21 protein-coding genes are annotated in these 22,397 nt (G+C 66.0%); 15 read left to right on the top strand and 6 right to left on the bottom strand.

The features are described from left to right. The first annotated feature begins 84 nt into the window (after window positions 1-84). Genes pstC through pstB form a run of 3 tightly spaced genes read left to right on the top strand, consistent with a single transcriptional unit; the run spans window position 85 to window position 2,852 of the window. A complete protein-coding gene (pstC, locus tag JWQ81_RS11680; protein WP_297540534.1) occupies window positions 85-1,149 on the top strand; it encodes a phosphate ABC transporter permease subunit PstC in 1,065 nt (354 codons plus the stop codon). 4 nt (window positions 1,150-1,153) lie between these two features. Then, a complete protein-coding gene (pstA, locus tag JWQ81_RS11675) occupies window positions 1,154-2,071 on the top strand; it encodes a phosphate ABC transporter permease PstA (protein WP_297540533.1) in 918 nt (305 codons plus the stop codon). A 4-nt stretch (window positions 2,072-2,075) separates the two neighbouring features. After that, window positions 2,076-2,852 (top strand): phosphate ABC transporter ATP-binding protein PstB, encoded by a 777-nt coding sequence (gene pstB, locus JWQ81_RS11670; RefSeq protein ID WP_297540531.1) that lies wholly within the window; start codon window positions 2,076-2,078, stop codon window positions 2,850-2,852. A 116-nt stretch (window positions 2,853-2,968) separates the two neighbouring features. Here the strand turns inward: pstB and phoU are convergent, their stop codons facing one another. From phoU to idi, 4 genes are all read right to left on the bottom strand, one after another. Further along, a complete protein-coding gene (gene phoU, locus JWQ81_RS11665; protein ID WP_297540529.1) occupies window positions 2,969-3,637 on the bottom strand; it encodes a phosphate signaling complex protein PhoU in 669 nt (222 codons plus the stop codon). A gap of 79 nt (window positions 3,638-3,716) precedes the next feature. Beyond that, window positions 3,717-5,846, bottom strand: coding sequence for an LCP family protein (locus JWQ81_RS11660; protein ID WP_297540527.1), 2,130 nt, complete (start codon window positions 5,844-5,846; stop codon window positions 3,717-3,719). A 257-nt stretch (window positions 5,847-6,103) separates the two neighbouring features. Beyond that, the gene (locus tag JWQ81_RS11655) at window positions 6,104-6,787 is read right to left on the bottom strand and encodes a GGDEF domain-containing protein (protein WP_297540911.1); all 684 of its coding nucleotides are present in this window, start codon (window positions 6,785-6,787) and stop codon (window positions 6,104-6,106) included. Between the two features lie 134 nt (window positions 6,788-6,921). Further along, the gene (idi, locus tag JWQ81_RS11650; protein ID WP_297540525.1) at window positions 6,922-7,542 is read right to left on the bottom strand and encodes an isopentenyl-diphosphate Delta-isomerase; all 621 of its coding nucleotides are present in this window, start codon (window positions 7,540-7,542) and stop codon (window positions 6,922-6,924) included. A 297-nt stretch (window positions 7,543-7,839) separates the two neighbouring features. Between idi and rox the strand changes: the two genes are divergently transcribed. The 11 genes from rox to JWQ81_RS11595 all read left to right on the top strand — a co-directional run bounded on the left by rox (window position 7,840) and on the right by JWQ81_RS11595 (window position 18,608). Continuing rightward, complete coding sequence (rox, locus tag JWQ81_RS11645; protein ID WP_297540523.1) at window positions 7,840-9,270, top strand: rifampin monooxygenase; 1,431 nt, start codon at window positions 7,840-7,842, stop codon at window positions 9,268-9,270. 112 nt (window positions 9,271-9,382) lie between these two features. Next, window positions 9,383-11,587 carry an RNA polymerase recycling motor ATPase HelR gene (gene helR, locus JWQ81_RS11640; RefSeq protein ID WP_297540521.1) on the top strand — a complete coding sequence of 735 codons (2,205 nt, stop codon included), beginning with the start codon at window positions 9,383-9,385 and terminating at the stop codon, window positions 11,585-11,587. A gap of 413 nt (window positions 11,588-12,000) precedes the next feature. After that, the gene (locus tag JWQ81_RS11635) at window positions 12,001-12,516 is read left to right on the top strand and encodes a hypothetical protein (protein WP_297540519.1); all 516 of its coding nucleotides are present in this window, start codon (window positions 12,001-12,003) and stop codon (window positions 12,514-12,516) included. Window positions 12,517-12,545: 29 nt separating this feature from the next. Further along, window positions 12,546-13,124 carry a DUF3558 domain-containing protein gene (locus JWQ81_RS11630; protein ID WP_297540909.1) on the top strand — a complete coding sequence of 193 codons (579 nt, stop codon included), beginning with the start codon at window positions 12,546-12,548 and terminating at the stop codon, window positions 13,122-13,124. Further along, window positions 13,124-14,431 (top strand): hypothetical protein, encoded by a 1,308-nt coding sequence (locus JWQ81_RS11625; RefSeq protein WP_297540517.1) that lies wholly within the window; start codon window positions 13,124-13,126, stop codon window positions 14,429-14,431. The genes JWQ81_RS11630 and JWQ81_RS11625 overlap by 1 nt, the downstream gene beginning before the upstream one ends. Window positions 14,432-14,456: 25 nt before the next feature. Next, window positions 14,457-15,203, top strand: coding sequence for an ESX secretion-associated protein EspG (locus JWQ81_RS11620; RefSeq protein ID WP_297540515.1), 747 nt, complete (start codon window positions 14,457-14,459; stop codon window positions 15,201-15,203). Window positions 15,204-15,250: 47 nt separating this feature from the next. Next, window positions 15,251-15,637: a hypothetical protein gene (locus tag JWQ81_RS11615; RefSeq protein WP_297540513.1), complete on the top strand. Its 387-nt coding sequence runs from the start codon at window positions 15,251-15,253 to the stop codon at window positions 15,635-15,637. Further along, the gene (locus JWQ81_RS11610; RefSeq protein ID WP_297540511.1) at window positions 15,634-17,022 is read left to right on the top strand and encodes a putative T7SS-secreted protein; all 1,389 of its coding nucleotides are present in this window, start codon (window positions 15,634-15,636) and stop codon (window positions 17,020-17,022) included. Before JWQ81_RS11615 ends, JWQ81_RS11610 begins: the two co-directional genes overlap by 4 nt. Beyond that, window positions 17,019-17,630 carry a hypothetical protein gene (locus JWQ81_RS11605; RefSeq protein ID WP_297540509.1) on the top strand — a complete coding sequence of 204 codons (612 nt, stop codon included), beginning with the start codon at window positions 17,019-17,021 and terminating at the stop codon, window positions 17,628-17,630. The genes JWQ81_RS11610 and JWQ81_RS11605 overlap by 4 nt, the downstream gene beginning before the upstream one ends. After that, a complete protein-coding gene (locus JWQ81_RS11600; protein ID WP_297540507.1) occupies window positions 17,627-18,121 on the top strand; it encodes a hypothetical protein in 495 nt (164 codons plus the stop codon). The genes JWQ81_RS11605 and JWQ81_RS11600 overlap by 4 nt, the downstream gene beginning before the upstream one ends. A gap of 127 nt (window positions 18,122-18,248) precedes the next feature. Continuing rightward, window positions 18,249-18,608 carry a hypothetical protein gene (locus JWQ81_RS11595; RefSeq protein WP_297540505.1) on the top strand — a complete coding sequence of 120 codons (360 nt, stop codon included), beginning with the start codon at window positions 18,249-18,251 and terminating at the stop codon, window positions 18,606-18,608. Window positions 18,609-19,759: 1,151 nt separating this feature from the next. On the opposite strand, the gene dusB is transcribed toward JWQ81_RS11595, so the two are convergent. Beyond that, window positions 19,760-20,908, bottom strand: a complete 1,149-nt coding sequence (gene dusB, locus JWQ81_RS11590) for a tRNA dihydrouridine synthase DusB (RefSeq protein ID WP_297540503.1) — start codon at window positions 20,906-20,908, stop codon at window positions 19,760-19,762. A gap of 439 nt (window positions 20,909-21,347) precedes the next feature. Here dusB and JWQ81_RS11585 point away from each other — a divergent pair, with 439 nt between their 5' ends. Then, window positions 21,348-21,578: a hypothetical protein gene (locus JWQ81_RS11585; RefSeq protein WP_297540501.1), complete on the top strand. Its 231-nt coding sequence runs from the start codon at window positions 21,348-21,350 to the stop codon at window positions 21,576-21,578. A gap of 268 nt (window positions 21,579-21,846) precedes the next feature. Here JWQ81_RS11585 and JWQ81_RS11580 read toward each other — a convergent pair. Continuing rightward, the coding region (locus tag JWQ81_RS11580; protein ID WP_297540499.1) for a transposase family protein at window positions 21,847-22,397 on the bottom strand (551 nt) is incomplete at its 5' end.

Genomic DNA, 22,397 nt, shown 5'->3' with positions numbered 1-22,397 from the left:
AACGCCCACCGGCGACCCCGGTGGGCGTTCGTCGTCGGCAAGCAGACCTTCTCGACGCCGCGAAAGTGGGTCAGGGCTTCTACGATGAGCGATAACCACCGAAGTCCCGACCGCGCGGTAGGCCTCGCGCGTACCCCAGCCAACGCTTCCCCGGAGGACAAGATTTCCGAGTTATCCGCGGCGCCGGCGCCCCCCAAGCCCCAGCCCGGAAAAAAGACCGCGAAGGTACGGCCCGGCGACCGCATCTTCAAGAACCTGACGACCGGAGCCGGCATCTTCGTCGTCGCTCTCATCGCGCTGATCGGCATCTTCCTGCTGGTGCAGGCGATCCCGGCGCTGAAGGCGGACAAGGTCGGCTTCCTGACCTCGCGGGCCTGGTCGACCGGCGACCCGACCAACCTCAGCTTCGGCATCCTCGACCTGCTCGAGGTCACCGTGACCACCTCGTTGGTGGCACTGGTGCTCGCGATGCCGGTCTCGCTCGGCATCGCGCTGTTCCTCACCCAGTACGCGCCCAAGAAGCTCGCGCGGGCGTTCGCGTACGTCATCGACCTGCTGGCCGCGGTCCCGTCGATCATTTTCGGCCTGTGGGGCATCCTCGTGCTGGCGCCGGCGATCGAGCCGTTCTCCCAGTGGATCAACTCGACGTTCTCGTGGTTCCCGCTGCTGGCTCCCGGCAACGTCGCGCCGAGCGTCCGCGGCACGATCTTCACCGCGGGCATCGTGCTCGCCGTGATGCTGCTGCCGATCATCACCTCGCTGACCAAGGAGGTGTTCGAGCGCACGCCGACCCCGCACGTCGAGGCGGCGCTCGCGCTCGGCGCCACCCGCTGGGAAGTCATCCGGACGACCGTCCTGCCGTTCGGCAAGGCCGGTTACATCGGAGCGTCGATGCTCGGCCTCGGCCGCGCACTCGGTGAGACCATCGCGTTGGCGGTCATCCTGCTCATCCCGCAGGGCCGGAACTTCGACTGGAGCATCTTCGACGGCGGCGCGACGTTCGCCTCGAAAATCGCGGCGAACTACAGCGAGTTCAACAACGCCACTTCGGCGGGCGCCTACATCGCCGCCGGTCTGGTGCTGTTCCTGCTGACGTTCGTGGTCAACTTCGCGGCCCGTGCCATCGTCGGCGAGAAGAAGGGGGACTGACACAGTGAGTACCGCGCTCGAAAGCCCGGCCACGGCCCCTGCCTTCCAGCAGGTTTCGGCGGCCCGCAAGGCCAAGAACGCCTTCGCCACGGTGCTGGTGTGGGGTTCGTTCCTGATCGCCGTGATCCCGCTGGTGTGGGTGCTGTACACGGTGATCGCCAACGGCATCAAGCGGATCCCGTTCACCAACTGGTGGACCCAGGATCTGTCCACTGTGCTCTCGGATGAGGTCGGCGGCGGCGTTCTGCACGCCATCATCGGCACCCTGCTGCAGGGCCTGGTGTGCGCGATCATCGCGGTTCCGCTCGGCATTCTGGTCGCGATCTACCTGGTCGAGTACGGCCGGGGCACGCGGCTGGCGCGGATCACCACGTTCATGGTCGACATCCTGTCCGGGGTGCCGTCCATTGTGGCCGCGTTGTTCATCTACGCGCTCTGGATCACCACGCTCGGCCTGCCGCGCAGCGGGTTCGCGGTGTCGCTCGCGTTGGTGCTGCTGATGATTCCGGTGGTCGTGCGCTCCTCGGAGGAGATGCTGCGGATCGTCCCGGACGATCTGCGCGAGGCCTCGTACGCGCTGGGCGTGCCCAAGTGGAAGACCATCGTCAAGATCGTGCTGCCCACCGCGCTGTCCGGCATCATCGGCGGCGTGATGATGGCGCTGGCCCGCGTCATGGGTGAGACGGCGCCGCTGCTGGTGCTCGTCGGCTACTCCGCCTATGTGCACTGGGACATCTTCAGCGGCGGTCAGGCTTCGCTGCCACTGCTGATCAACAACGAACGCGTAAGCAACACCATGACACCCGGCAGCGTCGGGTTCGACCGGATCTGGGGTGCGGCGCTGACCCTGGTGATCCTGATTGCCCTGATCAACCTCATCGCCACGGTGGTCTCCCGCCTGGTCGCCCCGAAGAAGAAGTGAGCTCATGGCCAAGCGAATCGACGTCAAGGACGTGGACATCTACTACGGCAAGTTCCACGCCGTGGACAATGTCACGCTTTCTGTGCCGCCGCGTAACGTCACGGCGTTCATCGGCCCGTCCGGCTGCGGGAAGTCCACCGTTCTCCGTACCCTCAACCGGATGCACGAGGTGATCCCCGGCGCGCGGGTCGAGGGCGAGGTGCTGCTCGACGGCGAGGACATCTACGCGTCCACTGTGGACCCGGTACAGGTGCGTCGGACGATCGGCATGGTTTTCCAGCGCCCCAACCCGTTCCCGACGATGTCCATTCGGGACAACGTGGTCGCCGGGCTGAAGTTGGCCGGTACCAAGAACAAGGGCAAGCTCGACGAGATCGCCGAGCGGGCGCTGCGCGGGGCGAACCTCTGGAACGAGGTCAAGGACCGGCTGAACAAGCCGGGTGGCGGCCTGTCCGGTGGTCAGCAGCAGCGGCTCTGCATCGCCCGCGCGATCGCGGTGCAGCCGGACGTGCTGCTGATGGACGAGCCGTGCTCGGCGCTGGACCCCATCTCCACGCTCGCGATCGAGGACCTGATCGGTGAGCTGAAGAAGGAGTTCACCATCGTCATCGTCACGCACAACATGCAGCAGGCGGCCCGCGTGTCCGACCAGACCGCGTTCTTCAACCTGGCGGGCGTCGGCCAGCCGGGACGGCTCGTCGAACTGAACGACACGGAGAAGATCTTCTCCAACCCCAACGAAAAAGCGACCGAAGACTACATCTCCGGCCGCTTCGGCTGAGTCATCGGCGGACGTGCTCACGCCAGCCGTGGTCACGTCCGCCGACTCGTCCGCTCCCACGCCCTCCTTGAGGGCTCAACTACCGCAACTCGCCGTCGAGTTGCGGTAGTCCCGGCCTAGACTTCGGTGTCGGACGCGCCGTATCCGGGCATCTTGCCGGTGACGACGAAGACCATCCGGCGGGCGACCGACACGGCGTGGTCGGCGTAGCGCTCGTAGAACCGGCCCAGCAGCGTGACGTCGACCGCCGCGGCCACCCCGTACGGCCAGTCGCGGTCCATGATCACGGTGAACAGGTGGCGGTGGATGTCGTCGACCTGGTCGTCGTCGGACTCCAGCGTCTTGGCGGCCGCGACGTCCTTGGTCTTGATGACCTGCTCGGCCTGCCTGGCCAGTTTGACCGCGACCGTGCCCATTTCGGCGAAGTAGGGGCGCACGCTCTCGGGCAGCACCGGTTCGGGGTGACGGCGGCGGGCCGCTTTCGCGACGTGCAGCGCCAGGTCTCCCATCCGCTCCAGGCTTTCCGCGGCGTGGATGGCGGCCAGCACGGTCCGCAGGTCGGTCGCGACCGGCGCCTGCAGCGCGAGCAGGGCGTACGCCTGCTCCTCGCATTCGGCGCGCGCGTCGTCGACCTTCGTGTCGCCGCTGATCACCTGCTCGGCCAGCCCGAGGTCCACCTCGAGCAGGGCCTTCGTCGCCCGCTCCATGGCATCGGCCACCTGCAGGGACATGGCGGCCAGATTGCCGGCCAGCTGTTCTAGTTCGACGTGGTAAGCCTCGCGCATGCGCTCACTTTACGGGGCGGGGTACGCCAATGGCGCATCGCCGGGTGAACCGGACATGAACCCGGCCTAACGAATCGTTTCAGGGGGCCGAATTCGACGAAGAGCTGGATTTCTTGGCGCTGCTGCTCTTCGACGAACCACTCGACGTGCTCGTGTTGGACGTGGTTTTGGACGTCGTTTGCGACGTGGGATCGTTCGGCGCCGCGGGCGCGTTCGGATCGGGCAGCGGACCGTTGTTGATCAATGCCTGGAACAGGTTGTCCGCCTTGGACGTGACCAGTACCTCGTTGCCGCGGGTGTTCGCGGTGCCGGTGGTGGGCACGGTGAGGAACGAGATCTTGCCGGCGTCCAGGCCCCGCATCGATTCGGCCAGCGTCAGCAGCTGGTTGACGTCGATGTTGTCGCCGGAGGTGGCTTTGGCGAACCCGGTGACGAACCCGCTGATCTTGCTGACACTGAGCATGACTTCTTTCGACATGACCTTTTTCAGCAACGCGCCGATGAATTCCTGCTGCCGCTTGATCCGGCCGTAGTCCGAGGTCGGGTCGCCCTTGACGTGCCTGGCGCGCACGAAGTTCAGCGCCTGGTCGCCGGTAAGGACTACGTCGCCCGCCTGCGGTACGACGCTGCCGAGGACGCTGTCGATGATCGGGGTATCGGTGTGGACAGTCACGCCCTGTACAGCATCGACCATTGCTTTGAAACCGTCGAAATCGATCGCGACGAAATGGTTGATTTTGAGTCCGGTGATCTTTTGGATCACCTTGGTGACGCATTGTGGCCCGCCGGCGGCGAACGCGGTGTTCAGTTTCGCGTATTTCGCGCCTGGACTGGTTTTGTCGGTGTACTGCTTGGTGTTCGGATCCCAGGACTGGCAGTCGGGCCTGGCGATCTCGAGGTCGCGCGGAAAGGAGGTCATCACGACGTTGTGCCGGTCGGCCGGGATATGCGCGATCATCACGGTGTCCGAACGCGCGCCGGGGACGCTGCCCGCGCTGCCGATGCCCTCCTCGTCGGAGGCGTCGGCGCGGCTGTCGGACCCGACCATGAGGAAGTTCTCGTCGCCGCCCTGCGCGGCCGCGTTGTTGATGTCCGAGGAGTTCTCGTCGAGCGCGGCGACCTGGATGAACTGGCTGTCGAGGAAGGTCTGGTAGCCCCAAACCCCGCCGGTGCCAAGGAAAACGAGCGCGGCGACGACCGCCGCGGTGATCCTGGCGATCATGATCGAGCGGTGGTTGTGGCGTTCCTTCTTTTCCTGCAGCCGGGTCTGCGACGCCTTTTCGTTCGGGTCGGCGGCGGACACGGCGGGCACGGGCGGCTCGGACGAAACGACTCGCTGCAACGCGGTGCGCGTCTGCTCCAGCAGAGCTGCGGGGCGCGAGGCGAGCCTGTCACGGCGCTCCCGGCGCTTCGCCTCTTCGGCGTTCATCTCGTCGTGCGCCTTGGAGAAGCGCGCCAAGGTGTCGTCGATCTTGTGGCGGTACGCGGTCGCGTCGTCGATGGCCTCGAGTTGGTCGGTCATCGTCATCGGGTCGAGCTCCGACCGCGGCGGGATCGGGTTACGGATGACGGGGGCCACTGGCGGCTTCGGCTCGCCGGGCTTGACCGGCGGCACGCCGGCTTCGGGTTGGCGCGCGGCGGGACGGCGCGGCCGCTGCGGTGGTCTGGGGGGCTCGTCAGCTGTCGGCGCTGTCTGCGCCGGTGGTACTGCCGGCGCGGGTGGACGCCGGCGCCGCGGGGCGTCCGGTACCGCCGATTCGGCTGTCTGCGTGCGGCGGGGCTCGCGGGGGCGCGGGGGCCTGGCCGTGCGGGCGGGGGTGCCGGCCGTGGGCAGCGGAAGCGGCCCTGACGGCTGCTGCCGGGGTGCGGGCGGCGCTGACTGGGCAGGCGGGGCTGACTGGGTGGGCGGCGCGGCGCGGCGTTGCGGCTGCCGGGGTGCCTGCGAGGCCGGCGGCGGGCTCGCCGGAGCCGCCGGAGGCGCGGGGGCCCGCCGTGCGGGCGGTGAAGCCGGGGGCGGAGGGGTGTGAGCGCCGTTGTCCGAGTTGGGGTCGTAGATCGGCCGCTCACTGGTCTGCCGGGCGAGGACGTCGGAGACGCTGATGCCGCCGTAGGTATCCATCGAGCGGCGGTGTTTGCGTGTCTGACGAGCACGACCGAGTCCGTCTTCGGAGCGGGGACCGGTGCCGGGTGTCCTGCGATCGTCGGGCACTCAGTCTCCTCTCGTAACAGGTGAAGCGGACCCCGCGTGTCGTTCTTTGACGCCTTGTCACCCGTGTAGGTGGCTCTCTAACCCCAGCCCCGTTAGGAGTCATCGTCTCGGTGGGGCTTTTCGTTATCGTACGGATACCGGCCGTTCGTGACGACACCCTCCCACGATTTTTTTCACCGTGAGTATGACTGAGCAAACTTGATCCCACGAAACGGTGAAGAAACTCGTCTCAAGTGGGGGCAATGTCCGCCTTTTTGTTACTGACGGTGTCTGACGATCTGAACTGATTCGCGCCCTTGATAGGCGACGGCGTTGCGCCCTGCGCGTTTCGCGGCGTAGAGCAAAGTGTCCGCGTGGACGAGTTGACGCTGCCCGGGGCCCGGTTGCGTTTCGTGTGCGATTCCGACACTGATCGTCACGGCTAGCCCTGGGCGAAGCTGTGACCAGGGATGGTCCGCGACCCTGGCGCGGGTCGCCTCGGCGATCAGCAGCGCGCCGCGGGCATCGACGTCCGGCAGGACCAGCGCGAATTCCTCGCCTCCGTACCGGGCGCAGAACCCGTCGGCCGGCAGCCCCTCTTGGAGCAGTTCCGCCACCCGGCGGAGTACTACGTCCCCGACCATGTGACCGAACGTGTCGTTCACGTTCTTGAACAGATCAAGATCGATCAGCGCGATCGCGACCCCCGCCCGGCCGTGCCGGTCGCCGAGCAGCCCGTGCAGGCGCTGGTCGAGGTAGCGGCGGTTGTAGCTGGCGGTCAGTGAATCACGCAGACTGCCCGCGTGAGCGAGGTCGAGTGCGGAGCGAAGGTGCTGGTAGGCGCGTCGCCAGTCGCCCTGGCCGGCGAGCAGATCGGCGATCGACTCGTGCAGCGCGACTAGGTCGACCGTGTTCGAGACCCCGCCGGACGCCGGGCGTACCGGGTCTTCGGAGCGTGCCAGGCCGCCCGAGGGCGCGTTGCTCGCCGGGAGCACGACCTCGGGTTGGGACACGGCTGTCACCTCCGCCACGACTTAGTTTTCGTCGGTTGCGGCGGGTCTCTTGAGGTATCAGTCCGGGCGTAAGTGAATATCGCTCAAGTGGACGAAGTAACGGCCGTTTCGTCACTCGCCGCAGTTTCTTTGCTGAGCAACGAAAACGGTTCCAGTTTCCTGAGCAGCGGATATTGGTCGTTCGCCCAGTAGCTGAGGCCACTTTCCCCAGTTTCAAGTAACCGCGTGTAGTCAGGCCAGGAAATCCATCGGGTGGCCTCGACCTCGATCGGGTTCGCGGCAGGCTCGACGTCGGTGTAGGCGACGAACACCGGGCAGAACTCGTGCTCGACGATCCCTTGGAACTCCGGGGTGCGGTAGACGTAACGCGGCAGCACGCAGCGGAGCTCGTCGAGGTCCGGCAGGCCCAGCTCGTAGGCCGCACGACGGCGCACGGCGTCCTCGAGGGGCTCGCCCTGCGCCGGATGCCCGCAGACGCTATTGGTCCAGACCCCCGGCCAGACCTTCTTCGACAGTGCCCGCCTGGTCAGCAGGAACGCGTTGTCCTGCCGACGGAAGACGTAACAGGAGAAGGCCAGGTGCAGCCGGGTGTGCTGATGATGGCTGGCCAGCTTCGGGCCGGTTTCGCCGGTGGGCACGCCGTCCTCGGTGACGAAGACCACGTGCTCGCTCTCTGCTGCCTCAACGTTGTCCACGTCCGACACTGAACTACACACCGGTTCGTCCGGGTACCGCGAGGCGGGCCCCTGGCCGGGTGAACTTGAATTCGTACCCGCCGCAGAGCGTGTCGATCAGGAGGACGGGCACTGGCGGCATCCGGCAGAGTGCGCCTCTTCGGCGCGGGGTGAGTGATTCGCCGACTCGGCGGGAACGGGAGTGGAGGAGTACACACTCCCTTCCATGTCTAACTTATAGCGCACCCCGGGGCTTGCCGCAAGACCCCGGTCGTGCCGCACAATCGGTCGGCCTACACCAGCTTTTGGATGCACAGGGGGATTTTCATGAGTGACGTGATCATTGCCGGCAGCGGACCGACCGGACTGATGCTGGCGATCGAGTTGCGGCTGCACGGCGTAGACGTGCTCGTGCTGGAGAAGGAGGCGAAGCCGACCAAGGTCGTCCGCGCGCTCGGCCTGCACGCGCGCAGCGTCGAGGTGATGGACCAGCGTGGACTGCTGGAGCGGTTCCTCGCGCTCGGCCAGAAGCACCCCGTCGGTGGCTTCGCCGGCATCACCAAGCCGGTGCAGGACCGGCTGGACACCGCACATCCCTACACCCTCGGCATCCCGCAGACCACCGTCGAGCGCCTGCTGACCGAGCGCGCGACCGAGCTCGGCGTCGAGATCCGGCGCAAGTGTGAACTGGTCGAGCTGAGTCAAGACGAGGACGGGGTGACTGTGGAGCTGGCCAATGGGGGCACGTCGCTGCGCTCGCGCTACCTCGTCGGGTGCGACGGCGGCCGCAGCACCGTGCGCAAGCTGCTCGGCGTCGGTTTTCCCGGCGATCCCGCGAGGATCGAGTGGCTGCTGGGTGAGGTGGAGGCCGACGTCCCCGCGGAGACGCTGATCGAGGTGATGACCGAGTTCTACAAGAACAACAAGGGTTGGGGCGGCGCCGGGCAGCTCGGGGACGGGGCGTACCGCATCGTCGTGCGCGCCGCGGGGGTGGCCGAGGATCGCGCGGTCCCGCCGGCCCTCGATGAGCTCAAGCAGCGGCTCCGGGAGCTCACCGGCACCGATTTCGGCCTGCACTCACCGCGCTGGTTGTCGCGCTTCGGCGACGCCACCCGGCTGGCCGAGCGTTACCGGAGCGGCCGCGTGCTGCTGGCCGGCGACGCCGCGCATATCCACCCGCCGCTGGGTGGGCAGGGACTCAACCTCGGCGTCCAGGACGGGTTCAACCTCGGCTGGAAACTGGCCGCCGAGGTTGGCGGCTGGGCACCGGCGGGGCTGCTGGACAGCTACCACACCGAACGGCACCCGGTGGCCGCCGCCGTGCTGGACATCACTCGCGCGCAGAGCGAGCTGCTGTCCCAGGAACCGGGTCCCCAGGCAGTGCGACGGCTGATGTCGGAGCTGATGGACTTCGAGGACGTGAACCGATATCTGGTCGAGAAGGTCAGTGCGACCGGGATCCGTTACGACTTCGGCGAGGGTCACGACCTGCTCGGCCGGCGGCTGCGGGATGTCGGGCTGAAGGGCGGTCACCTCTACGGGCTGATGCACGCCGGCCGCGGACTGCTGCTCGACCAGACGGGCCGGCTCTCGGTGGCGGGCTGGGCGGCTCGGGTCGACCACGTCTTCGACGTCAGCGAGGAACTGGAGGTGCCCGCGGTGCTGCTGCGGCCGGACGGCCATGTGGCGTGGGTCGGCGAGGATCAGCAGGATCTGCTCGGCCAACTCTCCAAGTGGTTTGGCGCGCCCGCCAGCTGAATGGTTTTCCGGGGGCTTGACAAAAGGTGGATAATAAAAAATCGACGTGTCCTCGATTCATGTTCTGAGGACTCGCCGCTTCTGTCAATAGAATAGCCGCTGTGAGGGGTATGTGTCAACTCAGGGGTACGAAGAAGAATTGCGGTCCGAGCGGAGCTACGTGGCCGGGCTCTACACGCGACTCGACGCCGAGCGTGCGCGGGTGAAGGCTGCGTACGACTCGGCGTTGGGGGCAAACGGCAACGCTCCTATGGAACGGGACGTCTCGGTGCGCTCGTTGGCCAGAGAGGCGAAGCGGCTGGACGTGGCGGACAACGGGCTGTGTTTCGGCCGGTTGGACGCGCTTTCCGGCGAACGTTCGTACATCGGCCGGATTGGTCTTTTCGACGGCGAAAACGACTACGAACCGGTGTTGCTCGATTGGCGGGCGCCGGCGTCGCGCGCTTTCTACGTCGCCACCGCCGCGACTCCGGAAAATATGCGTCGTCGTCGTCAGTTCCACACGCGTGGACGTGAAGTAGCCGATTTCACCGACGAGGTGCTCGGCCGCGACGGCGGTGCGGACCGGGGGGACGCGGCTCTGCTCGCGGCGGTCAACGCGCCGCGCGGTGAAGGCATGCGCGACATCGTGGCGACGATCCAGGCCGAGCAGGACGCGATCATCCGGCTCGATCACCCGGGCGTGCTGGTGATCGAAGGTGGTCCGGGCACTGGGAAGACCGTGGTGGCGCTGCATCGCGTCGCGTACCTGCTTTACACCCAGCGCGAGCGGATGGAACGCCACGGGGTGCTCGTGGTCGGTCCGAACCCGGCCTTCCTGCACCACATCGGGCGCGTCCTGCCGTCGCTGGGCGAGTCCGATGTGGTGTTCATGACCACCGGCGACCTCGTGCCCGGTCTGAGCGTCACCGCCGAGGACACCCCGGAAGCCGCGCGGCTCAAGGGTTCGCTGAAGATCCTCGATGTGCTCGCGGCGGCCATCGCCGACCGGCAGCGGCTGCCGGAGGATCCGGTGCCGATCCAACTGAAGGACGTCACGGTGCGGATCGACGCCGGGATCGCCGAGTGGGCCAGGGACGAGGCGCGCGCGAGCGGGCAGCCGCACAACGAGGCCCGCGCGGCTTTCGTCGAGATCGTCACGTATGTGCTCACCGAACGGGCGATCGGGCGGATCGGTCGCGGCTGGCTGACCCGGGACGACCGCGAAGAGTGGGAGAGCATGCGGGCGGACCTGGTCAAAGAGCTCGCGGACGACGCGAAGTTCACGGCCGCGATCGACGAACTCTGGCCGATGCTGACGCCGGAAACCCTGTTGGCGCAGCTGTACACCTCGACAGAACGGCTGCGGGCGGCCGGTGCGGACCAGGCTCTGTTGCGTGTCGACGGCGACGCCTGGACGGTGTCGGACGTGCCGCTGCTCGACGAGCTGGTCGACCTGCTGGGCCGAGACAAGACGGCCGACAACGCGGCCGAGCAGGCCGCCGCGCGGGAACGGGCGGCCGAGGCCGAGTATGCGGCCGGGGTGATGGACACGCTCAAACTGGACCGCGAGGAAATGGACGAGGACGTCCAACTGGCTGTCGAGAACCTGCTCTACGCCGAGGACCTGGCGGACCGTTTCGTCGAAGTCGACACCCGTACCCTCGTCGAACGCGCCGTCGCGGACCGGGACTGGACCTATCGGCACGTCGTGGTCGACGAGGCGCAGGAACTGTCCGAAATGGACTGGCGGGCGTTGATGCGGCGCTGCCCCAGCCGGTCTTTCACGGTGGTCGGCGATCTCGCCCAACGCCGGTCGGTGGCCGGAGCGACGTCGTGGGGCACGATGCTGGAGCCGTACGTGCCCGGCCGCTGGGTGTACCGGTCACTGACGGTGAATTACCGCACCCCGGCGGAGATCATGACCATCGCCGCCGCGCTGCTCGCCGACTTCGCCCCCGGCGTCCAGCCGCCGGAGTCGGTCCGCGCCTGCGGTGTCCAGCCATGGTCCAAGCGGGTCACCGAGGACGAACTGTCCACTGCCATCGAGGAGTTCGTCCGGGACGAAGCCGGTCGCGAAGGCACCAGTGTGGTGATCGGGCCCCCGGGCGTCCCGGGTGCGGTGCCGGCGTCGGAGACGAAGGGTTTGGAATTCGACGCCGTACTTGTCGTTGAGCCAGAACGGATCCTCGCCGACGGCCCGCGCGGCGCGGCCGAGCTCTACGTCGCCCTCACCCGCGCCACCCAACGGCTCGGCGTCCTGCACCAGGGCCCCTTGCCGCAGGCACTGACCGGCCTCGCCGAAACCGGCGCACCCGCCCCAGCCGGACCACGTTGAGGTTGAGACGGGGCGCTGGCGACGCTGCCGACCAGCGGTGGCGTCGTACATCTGCGAGGATCGGACGCCAGTTTTCAGTTCGGTTCGGCAGCGCTCGATGTCACCATTGCCATTATCGAATGGGTGACGCGCTGGTCCCGGGGCGAGACCGTTGACGGCGTTGCTTGCCCAGGAGACGAAGCGCTCAGCATGTGGATGAACCAGATCAGCTGGCTGAACGACGACGTGGTGGTTCCTTTGCGGCCTGAGGCCAAGTCGGCCCGTCAGGGCCGAAGCGTTTGCTGGGCGCTTGGGCCGTTGGTCGAACCCTTCGAGTTCGGCGGAACCAACCTTGGGTGTGCGTCGTCGTAGTACGCTGAGAACCCTCCGTGACGGCGAGTGCACGGTAGGGGACGACCGGGAGGTTTGTGATCGTGTCTGACGCAGCGGGAGCGCCGCCGAGTTCGACGTCTGGGGGTCAGCAGGCGCAGCCCAGTGGCCCGGTGGGGTACATCTCGCCGGAGGAACAAGCGAAGCGTGATGCGTTGGCGAAGCAGGCCGACGAGGGCATGAACCAGAACATCTCGAACCAGTACCGGCGGCAGGCCGCACAAGACGCCGCCGCCAGCGCGGCGGTCTCCGGTGGCGGGTTCGTCATGGACGCCGACGGCATGGGGAAGTTACTGCCGAAGTGGCAGTCGATCGCCGACAAGCTGGAGCGGGCACGGCAGTTGGGCGTACAGCTGCGCTTTGTCAAGGCGCCTGCTGAGGACGACGGCAGCCTCATGCAGAAGAAGGCGGCGGATTCCCACGCTGACGCTTACATCAAGAGTGTGACAGCACAACGGGACTATGCGCGTGGTTACGCCACTTCGTTGCAGACCGCGATTGGGACGTACCAGCAGCAGGAACAGGCGGCAGCCGACGCCGTTCGCAAGCAGGGGGCATAACGTTGAAGCGGATACTGCCCCTTGTCTGCGTGCTAGTTGCCGGGCTTTCGTTGGCGGCGTGTTCGACGTCGACCACGGGCAACGCCGCCCCGTCGCCGTCACCTTCGGCGGCCAGCCCATCAACGGGGGCGAGCAGCGGCAAGTTGTCGGCACCCCAAGTGGCGAACCCGCTTGACGTCAGCAAGTTCGAGCAGAACCCGTGTGGCGTCTTAACCGCCGCGCAGGCAAGTCAGCTCGCCAACCTGACCAAGACCAGCGGAAACTCCAGCGGCAATTCTCCGATATGCAGCTGGAAAGACGACAGCTACAACGACATCGGTTTCGGTTTCGTTCGCGGCGGCGGCTTGAGTGACGCCTATGGATATCAGGACAGCGAGTCCGGTTACTTCAAAGTAGCTCCGGACGTCGATGGCTACCCGGCGGTCTTCAGCGGACCTACGGATGATCGCTCGAAGGGCGGTTGCCAGATCGGTGTCGGGGTAAGCAACACCGAGGTGTTGACGGTTGACTCGTCATTCGTCGCGTCGTCGCCGTACTACAGCGACCCATGCTCGCTCTCGCAGAAGGCCGCAGAAGCGGCCATCACAACGCTGAAAGGCGGCGCGTGATGGCGTACACCGCGCAGCAGATCATCGACATGGTCAATAAGGGCGCCGGTCCGACCGGCATGTACGACGGTAGCGACACGGCCGCACAGCTGGCGGCGCTGCACAAAGAGATCGCCGACGACATGCTCCAACTTCAAGGAGGCATGGGCGAGTACTGGCAGGGAGACGCCGCCGGCCAGGCCTACGCCGGTGCCGGGCCGATGGTGCAGGCCTCCCAGGTCAGCGGCGACCATCTCGCCCAAGCGCAGAACCTGTACGTCGGCCAGGGCAGCTCCTTCAACGACCTACACAGCAAAATCGCGGCGGTCGGGAGTCTGGGCGACAAGCCGTCGGACGACTGGGTCAGCAACACGCCGTTCTCGTTCATGTCCAACCGCGCCGACGAGATCGCCGCCTACAACCAGAAGTCCCAGCAGGTCGTGGACGGTTACACCGTCTACCACGGGCAGTCCACCGACAACTCCGGACGCTGGCAGGCACCGTCGAACTATGGCGAACTCGGTATGCCCCCGGCCGGAGCCGGCATTCAGGTCGCCCCTATCCCCGGTGGCGGTGGCCCCGGGCCCGGCAACCCCGGTCACATCGGTGGGCCGTCGGGTCCCGGTGGCGGCGGCAACGGTCACGTCGGCGCGAGCGGTGGCGGCCCGGTTGGTGGTGGCAACGGCGGCTCCCAGCCTGGCGGCCCCGGTGGAAGCGGTGGCCAGCAGCAGGGCGCACCCGGCTCTGGTGGCCAAGCGCCTGTGCACTCGGGCGCGCCGGGCAACGGAGGCACCTCGGCAGCGGGCTATGTCCCTCCGCCCCCGGCAACAGGTGGGCCTGGGAGCGGAGGCAATCAGTCTTCCGGTGCTTACAACGGCAGTGGTGGGTTCGGACCGGGTTCCGGTGGAGCAGGGTCCGGCGGGTTCATGCCGGGCATGGGCGGCTTCGGGCCTGGCGGTGGCTTCGGTCCCGGTGGCGGCTCCGGCGGAAGCAGCGGTGGGATCGGTGGTCGTGGCGCAGGAGGGTTCTCCTCGGGGTCCGGTGGCTCCGGTTCGGGTTCGGGCGCTGGTGAGCTCGGTGCGGGCAAGGGCGCTGGCGCTGGATCGGTCGGCAGCGAGTCCGGAACCGCTCGTCCCGGCGGAGCGACGGCGTCCAATGCGGCCGGGCGGCCGGGGACCTCGGGCGCGGGTGGCATGGGTCGTGGCGGCAAGGGCGAGGGTGAGGAGGACGCTGAGCACCAGCGTCCGGCGTATCTGCTGGAAAACGATCCCGACGAGGCTCTCATCGGTGAGCTGCCGCGTACGTCACCACCGGTCATCGGCCTGTGAGCGCCAGTAAGGGACCGTCGTGCTGGTGATCAATCGCGAGATCGTGCTCCCTGTGGAGTGCGTCCTGGCCGCGGCGAACCTTGCCGAGGTGTCACTGCCGGCCGTGCTCGCACCGACACCGGTGTGGCGTCACCCGCACGAACAGCACCCGCACTTCGACGGCATCCGCAGGACGCTGGTGGAGCACGGTTTGTGGCACGGCGGCGGGCTCAGCGAAGCCTTCCTCCTCACTTTGAGGGTGCTGGGCCGCGGTGAGCGGGAGTTCTCCGCGACCGTCACCACTCCCACCGGGGGCTATCGCCTGCACGTCGCGGCGAGTGGGCGGGATGCGATCTTGGCCTGTCACGTCGCCTCGAGTGGCCAGGTGCTGCTGCGTCCGGCTCGTCCTGAAGCGCTCGCTGAAGATCTGTTCGCGGAGCTTCCGGCGGTCGCTCCCAGTTCGTGGCCGGGGCTGTCGGTCCCGGAGTCCGACCTGCGCCAGGCCATGAACGGCGCACCACCGCGTCGGGATGTCCGGCGCGTGCTCGAGGTCGCCGGACTGCCGCGCACCAGCAGCGGTCAGATCTCGGCCGGGTTTCGTGACGGGGTTCACGGGTATCGCAAGACCGGCGCCAACGTGTGCACCTTCTACGACACCGAGCAGGGCCGCTACTTGTTCTCCTTCACCGAGGAACCCGGCTACGAGCGGTACGTCAACGTGTCCCCGGGTCGGCCGGACACCGTGATCGCGAAGATCTACGACCTGCTCGAGCAGCTGCGTCGCGGACGTTAGAGGCCGCATCACAAGCACTATCCGATGTCGACGAGGGGAAGGTGTAGATGGCGGGCGGGTACCAGGTCGACCTGAACGAGATGGGCACGCTCATCACGACGTTGCAGCAGGCCAAGGACCGGATGACTGACGCGAACAAGGCGCTCGGCGACTCCACCCCGAGCGACATGGGCAGCCGTGAGATCGATTCGGCGGGCGCGGAGTTCCAGGACCGGTGGAAGTACGGAATCGGCAAGATCGCCGAGTTCTCCGGGGCCGTGGTCGACGGCTTGACCAAAGCCAAACAGGCCTACGCCGACGTGGAGAGCGAAGCCATCGCCGCGCTCGGCCAATCCCCCAGCGGGCAACCGTCGCCGACTCCTGTCACTACTACTCCTGCGCCAACGGGTGCGCAGTCGGTGATTACCGACCGGCTGGGTGGTGGTGCGTCGTGACCTGGGACCAGATCGTCGACAAGGTCGACCCCCTGCAGACCGCCAACTACCCGGCGCTGGGGTTCGACCCCGCACCCGGGACCGTGGCCAAGGTCGCCGACGTCGCCGCGACCTTGGGCAAGGTCGCCACCGAGATCGGTCAGGCCTACGAGGACCTCACCCGGCTGGGCAAGGCTGACAGCTTCTGGCAGGGCGATGGCGCACAAGCCTTCCAAGGCACAGTCGGGCAGGTCCCCGATTATCTGAACAAGGCGCAGCAGTCGCTGACCGGTGCGTCCGGCACATTGAGCAGGTGGGCCGACGACCTGGGCACCATGCAGCGCCAAGCTGCCGATCTCGAACGACAGGCCGAAGCGGCGCAGTCGCAGGTCACGCAGGCCCAGTCCAACCCCAATCTCCGTCTGGCTGGCCAGACGTTCACCGATCCCGCCCAGTTCCAGCAGGCTCAGGACGCCCTCGGGCAGGCTCAGCAGCGCCTCACTCAGGCACAAGGCGGCCTGGATGCTCTCCGAGAGAGCGCAAAGCGTCTGCTCGACCAGCATCTGGACTTGGCCGGCCAGGTTGCATCGGCCCTGCGCAAAGCCAAAGACGAGGCGCCGGAAGAACCCGGTTGGCTCGACAAGATCGGCGAAGCCATCGGCAAGATGGTCGACGGCGTCAAGAACCTCGCCGGAGACGTCTGGAACTGGGTCAAGGACCACGCCGACGTCATCGCCAAGATCGGCGACGTGCTGAGCAAGGTCAGTGCCGTGCTCGGGGTGATCGCCATCATCACCGCCCCGTTCGAACCGGTCGGCGCGATCTTCGGCGCGGCTGCCGGTCTCACCTCGGTCGCGGCACTGGGCGCTCACGGCTTGGCGAAGGCCGCGGGTGCTGATGTGTCGTGGACGACCATCGGGTTGGACGCGCTGGGTGCGGTGCCGTTTGCGGCCAGCATCGGCAGCGGCGCCAAGGTCGCCAGCGCCGGGCTGAAGGAAGCCGGTGCGATTGGGCGGGCCGCCGATGTGGCCGGTGATCTCGGGAAGGCCGGAGCCACGGTGAAGGTGGCGCAGTCTGGCAAACTCGTTGCCGAGGCTGGCGACCTCGGAACGGTCGCGATCAAGGGCGAAGGGCTGGCGGGGCGGGTGCTCGTCGCAGGCGAGAGCAAGATCATCAACGGGCAGATGGTCGGTACGAAGGGTCTCAACATGCTCGGTCGCATCACCGGCGGCGGTATGGCGGTCGACCCGCTGTCGGGTTTGGGGCGTGGGATCGACGCGGGCATCGGTGGCACCAAGATCGTCGGCGGTCAGGTCTACCAGCAGCTCACCGACGACAAGGGGAACCCGCCCGCACCCGCAGCGCAGACGTTCAGCGGTCGGCTCGCTGGCAGGGCGGCATCGTGACCACGTCGACGCCGCAGGCGTTCTCGCTGTCGCTGCCGCGAGGATTCGTCCCACTCCCGCTATTCGAGGAAGGGCGTGACGATGCTGGGTTAGCCCGTCACTTCGCGGACCTGCTCGGTCTGGACGACGTCGACGAGAGCTCGACGATGGTCGCCGCGGTGATGGCCGACTTCGGCGCCATGCTGGGCAGCGGTGGTCTGGAGTACGCCGCGATGGGCCTGTTCCGTTCGCCGTCCGTTCCGACCAGGCCGGTGTCGGCGCTGCTGACGTGTGTCCGGATGACGGCGTCGCAGTCGGCGCTGAGCACGGAGATCGCGGCCCTGATGACGATTCATCAGGAGCTGGGAGCCGCCCCACAGGTGTTGACGCTCCCCGCGGGCGAGGCGGTGGCCGTGGTGACGGAAGAAGCTCAAGACGTCGGGACGGCCCCTGCAGTCCCCGCAGTCGTGCTCAACCGGCAGGTGTCGGTGTGGATTCCGGAACCTGACGGCGACACGATCGCCGTGGTGTCGGTGGCGTCGCCGTCTTGGCCGGACTGGGAACACGTCTGCGACCTGGCGCTGGGCATCTTCGACTCCTTCGGCTGGGAGAACGGGACCCCGGCATGATCTTCGCGGACGCCCAGGGCGGCGTGTGGACCGTCGGCCGGACCCGGTGGCTGGGGTCGCGGCAGTGGATACCGATCAAAAACCCCCGGGAGTTCATCCCGTCAGGTGGCCTGACCGGTGACATCTTCGAACTGGCGCTGCTCGTCGTCCTCGCGATCCTGGTGCTCGTCCCGATCATCCTGGGCACGCTGGAGTACCTGCTCAAACTGCTGATCCGCCCGCTGCGGCTGCTGCTGCAACCGTCCGCGCGGGACGTCGGCTGGGGATTCGACGTCGTCCAGGTCGTCCCGGCCGGCGCCCCGGTCACCGTGAAGCCCGCGCCGGTACGTATGCACATCAGGGTGCCGAATCGAGCGGGCGCCCGCCAGCTGCGCCAGCAGTTCGTCACGTGTCTGCCCACGGGGGGAGGCCTTCACCAGCCGCAAATCCAGCAGGGGCTTCGGGTCGCCAATGCCACGGTCCAAGCAGAGTCGGCTAGCGGATCAGCCTGATGGCCACCGCGCTGCTCGCCTCGCCGAACCGGGCGGACGCAGCTCTCGCAATACCCAGCGATCTGTCCGGGTTGGTGCGCGCGACGACGGTCGTGACGCGATGGTAGAGAGCGCCTTTCGTGGTCAAGTGACCTGGGACCGCCGAGCCGATGACCGCATCGGTGTCTTCCACCCCGCTCACATCGTGGTGCTGCGGACGCACTTCGACGGGCTGTTGAAGATCGCATCTCGCAGGCTTGAACAGCGCAACGCCGGTGAGGACCTGGACCAAATTGACTGCCGGATCGACGCCATTGGCCGTCGACGCAGCAGTGAAGACTCGGTGGTATCGGAGCTGGAGATCGTGCTGGCGATCGCCAACCGAGCGACGCACGCGCTGGTGGCGCTCCCGGAGACTGGTGGTGTGGTGCACCTGCGGGGCCCGGACTCGTGTTTCCTGTTCGGCTCGGCCGCGCTCGACGTCACCATCGCCATCATCGAGTGGTGACCCGGTGGTCCAGAGGCGAACTCGTCGACGGCATCGCCTGCCCCGCGCAGGAAGCGCTCGATATGTGATGGAGCAGATCACCTGGCTCAACGACGACGTCGTCGTTCCGCTGCGACCTGATCCACCAGCAGCCTGCCACGCGGCGGCGGCTGTAGACCCGACGCCTGCGATCAGACCGACGTAACTGAAGGGTGTTCGGTTGGTGATCCACACCCCGTACGCGGTCGCACCACCGAGCCCCAAGGCCACGATGAGACTGCCGACGAGCCACACGTACCGCAGTCGCTGCTTGACCTTCTGCTCACGAAGGAGAACCTGTTGATCTGATACGGCGTTGGCGGCTTTTCGCTGCCTCTGACGTGGTTGTCGTCGTTGGGTTGATAGTCGGTCGTCAACAGCGTGGCCTCTCGCAGTGTGGATGATCATGAGCAAAGTGGCCACGACACTGGCGCAGATACGCGAGGCTGGTGAACATACCCATGCGGAGTAACGAAAGGTCGTCGATCGGTCACAGTGCGTACGACCGCTGGCAGGTCATGTGGTGTGTGGATACCCCATACAAAGCACGGAAACTCATCATGAGGTGAGTGAAATACCAGCAGGCAAGACGCAGGTCAGCGGCGGACTCGACTGCTAGTCGTTGGCGAAAGCCGCGTACGCTGCCACCGGCGTTTCGTTGCCTCACACCGCTCAGTTCCAAAGCCTCTATAGTCAGCGTTCGAAGACGGCCCACGAGGGCCGCTTGCATGCTGGCGAGATTGGTTTTGGCTCTTGGGGGCGACCGCAGATGTTTGGGTCGCAAGATAAATCTAGCGACTTTCGGTATCGGCAACTCTGGAGTTACTCTGGAGTCTGCGAGCCGCAAGCGCTAAGCTAATAAAGCACTTCGCTGAAAATAGTCAAGTTGGTGATCATTCTGCTGCCGGTATGGAAAACTTGGACGGCGACAGAAAGGTATATAGTTAGCATTAATTCTTCTCTGTCGGCGGCGAGTATATCGGCTTAAGGTCTACCTGCTCGTCAGCGGGGTTGTCGCTATTGCCCTCGAGAACGGCATAACCGATCGGGAAGCCGAGCGCCAAGCTGACTGTTTCGTGCACTTTGCTGTTGGCATGGACTTGTGGACAGCTCTGTGGATGGTTTGTGGGCAACTATCCGCCGGAGTGCATGTCCTCGGCTTCGGGGACGCCGTCGTCGTCGGGGTCGTCGAGCCAGCCGTGAGGCAGCGTCACCTTGCCGGGAGAGCCCTGTCGGCCTCGAGGTCCTTCTGCGGCGGTGGGGAAGGGTGCGTCGTGGTCGAGTTGGGCGAGGAGGTCGTCCAACTCAGTCAGGCTGGTGACCATGGCGAGGCCGCGTCGCAGTTCTGAGCCGACGGGGAAGCCCATGAGGTACCAGGCCATGTGTTTGCGGAGGTCGCGCAATGCTTTTGTCGCTCCGTCGTGCTCGATGAGAAGCTCTGCGTGTCGACGGAGGACCCGGGCGACCTCGCCGAGGTTAGGGCCGGTGGGGATGGGCTCGCTGCGGAAGGCCGCCTGAAGCTCGGCGAACAGCCACGGGCGACCGAGGCAGCCGCGGCCGACGACCACGCCGTCGCAGCCGGTTTCAGCCATCATCCGCACGGCGTCGTCTGCGGAGAAGATGTCGCCGTTGCCGAGGACCGGGATCGACTTCACGTGTTCCTTGAGCCGGGTGATCGCAGACCAGTCGGCTTTGCCGGAGTAGCGCTGAGCGGCAGTGCGGGCGTGCAGTGAGACTGCGCTGACGCCGGCTTCTTCGGCGATGCGGCCAGCGTCGAGGTAGGTAAGGTTCTCGTCGTCGATCCCAATGCGGAACTTCGCCGTGATCGGCACGCCTGAGGGCGCGGCGGCCTCTACGCAGGCAGAGAGAATGTTGCCGAACAGCTTCCGCTTGTACGGGAGCGCCGCTCCTCCGCCCTTACGCGTAACTTTGGCTACTGGGCAGCCCCAGTTACTGTCGATGTGGTCGGCGATTCCTTCGCCGATGATGATCTTGACGGCTTCGGCCATGGTCTTGGGGTCGACGCCGTAGAGCTGCATGGACCTGGGCTTTTCGTTCGCTCCGAAGGTCATCATGTGCATGGTGCCTGGGTGCCGCTCGACGACTGCGCGGGCGGTGATCATCTCGCACACGTAGATGCCGGCGCCGTAATCCTGGCAGAGGGTGCGGAAGGCGACGTTGGTGATGCCGGCCATCGGTGCGAGCACGACTGGTGGATCGACCTGGTAGGGGCCGATCTTCAGGGCGGGCTTCGTCTCGACGAGGGCAGTCACGCCTCCCATTGTCCCCCGTGTCAGACGTCACCTCGATCCGGCCCGGTTCCGTACGATCCGAGGGTGGCCCGGTGAGCTCCCGACTGGCCTGTTGGCCGAGTTGGGGAGGGTGGCCACGGCTCTGCGCGGTAGACCGCCGAGCTGAACTCCCAATGGTTCCGAATCGTCAGGTGGAGGGACGGCTATTGGCATGTGGCTAAACACAGATACTCAAGAGATGGAAACCGCGTATTCCGTCGGGAAAGGCCAACTTGCATTTTAGGGTTCGTTATGACAGCAAAAGTTTGGATCTGAGTTCCAATGGAAATACAATATGGGGCCCGTGTGGGCGGAGTGTGGAGACGTGTCCTTTCCCGAGTTTCGGTGGGAGGACATGCCGCTAGCGTTTCTTCTTCAATTCATGGGATCTTTATCGCTGCTCAATAGTGCGGACAATAGGAGTTCGCGCGTGAGATTTTTTGACGGACCATTCTGGCTCAATTTGGAAGCTGCGGGCGACGGAATGATCAGAGTGTCCGATAATAGAGATGCTTTAAACGTTGAGTTTCTCGTTGAAATAGATGAGCAATTAACTTTGGCAAGAGTTTTGGCGCTGGAATTGGTTGAATCCTGCCGGAAACGCGGCTGGAGTGAGCAGATGGATGTCCGACGACTGGCCGATTTTATTGGTTCTAAATAAATAGCGGGTAGAATAACATCGAACACTCCGCCCCGGTTTGAACTGATTGTGTTATCGGATTCACGCGTTTGGCTGAGCGGTGCTGCACGCCGCCGGAGCAATGTTGTCGCCCCTGCGCGTAGCGCCCTTCCTGAAAGGTGTCTCGCTCTGGAAATGCCGGAGAATTCACCAATGGCGCAGGGGATGCAGCTGCCAGTTCGGAAATACTGCAGAGCATTGAGCCTTTCCGAGTAACCAGTTGTCGCGTTGTGTGATTGGTCGTTGTGGATCATGTGGTCCGGTGGTTTTCGTGGTGGAGCAGGACCAGCGCGGCGGCGACGATCTTGCTGAGCCGCCAGGGGCAGCCGCGGTAGCGACGCAGGGCTTTGTACGTCGTTTTCAGTAGGGAGTTAGCGCGTTCCCCAAGACAGCGCAGGGCGCCGTGGACGGCGTTGTAGGCCTGCTGGTCGATGGTCAACTCCCCACCTTGTGGCTTCTTGAAAGGGATCGTGAAGATATCGGGTTCGCCTTCGTAGCCCAGGTCAGCCAGGCTGAGTTGGCCATCGCTGACCCACACGGCGATCACGGTTAACAAGTCGGGGTCAGCGCGGGCCGCGGTGGTGTCGTGCTCACGGCCAGGTCGCACATTCGAGGTCCACAATGGCCACCCATCCGGGGCGGACACGACCTGAATGTTGCCGCCGTGATGCTTGTGCTTCCCCGACCACCACAGATCCACCCCGACGGTGGGGCCAAGGGTGTCGATCCGGTCGGTGTAGATCAACGTGCCGTCCACGATCACGTGCGAATGCCCGGCGGCCTTCGCCGCCAGCAACGCCC

The sequence above is a fragment of the Amycolatopsis sp. genome (genome assembly GCF_025464955.1).
GTDB lineage: Bacteria > Actinomycetota > Actinomycetes > Mycobacteriales > Pseudonocardiaceae > Amycolatopsis.
This window is presented reverse-complemented; position numbering and strand designations above follow the sequence as displayed.

Bases quoted from the DNA above. Each gene is read 5' to 3' on its own strand.
- JWQ81_RS11625 (WP_297540517.1), top strand. From the start codon at position 13,124: ATGGCGTACACCGCGCAGCAGATCATCGACATGGTCAATAAGGGCGCC.
- pstC (WP_297540534.1), top strand. From the start codon at position 85: ATGAGCGATAACCACCGAAGTCCCGACCGCGCGGTAGGCCTCGCGCGT.
- pstB (WP_297540531.1), top strand. From the start codon at position 2,076: ATGGCCAAGCGAATCGACGTCAAGGACGTGGACATCTACTACGGCAAG.
- rox (WP_297540523.1), top strand. From the start codon at position 7,840: ATGAGTGACGTGATCATTGCCGGCAGCGGACCGACCGGACTGATGCTG.
- JWQ81_RS11615 (WP_297540513.1), top strand. From the start codon at position 15,251: ATGGCGGGCGGGTACCAGGTCGACCTGAACGAGATGGGCACGCTCATC.
- phoU (WP_297540529.1), bottom strand. From the start codon at position 3,637: ATGCGCGAGGCTTACCACGTCGAACTAGAACAGCTGGCCGGCAATCTG.
- JWQ81_RS11600 (WP_297540507.1), top strand. From the start codon at position 17,627: ATGATCTTCGCGGACGCCCAGGGCGGCGTGTGGACCGTCGGCCGGACC.
- dusB (WP_297540503.1), bottom strand. From the start codon at position 20,908: ATGGGAGGCGTGACTGCCCTCGTCGAGACGAAGCCCGCCCTGAAGATC.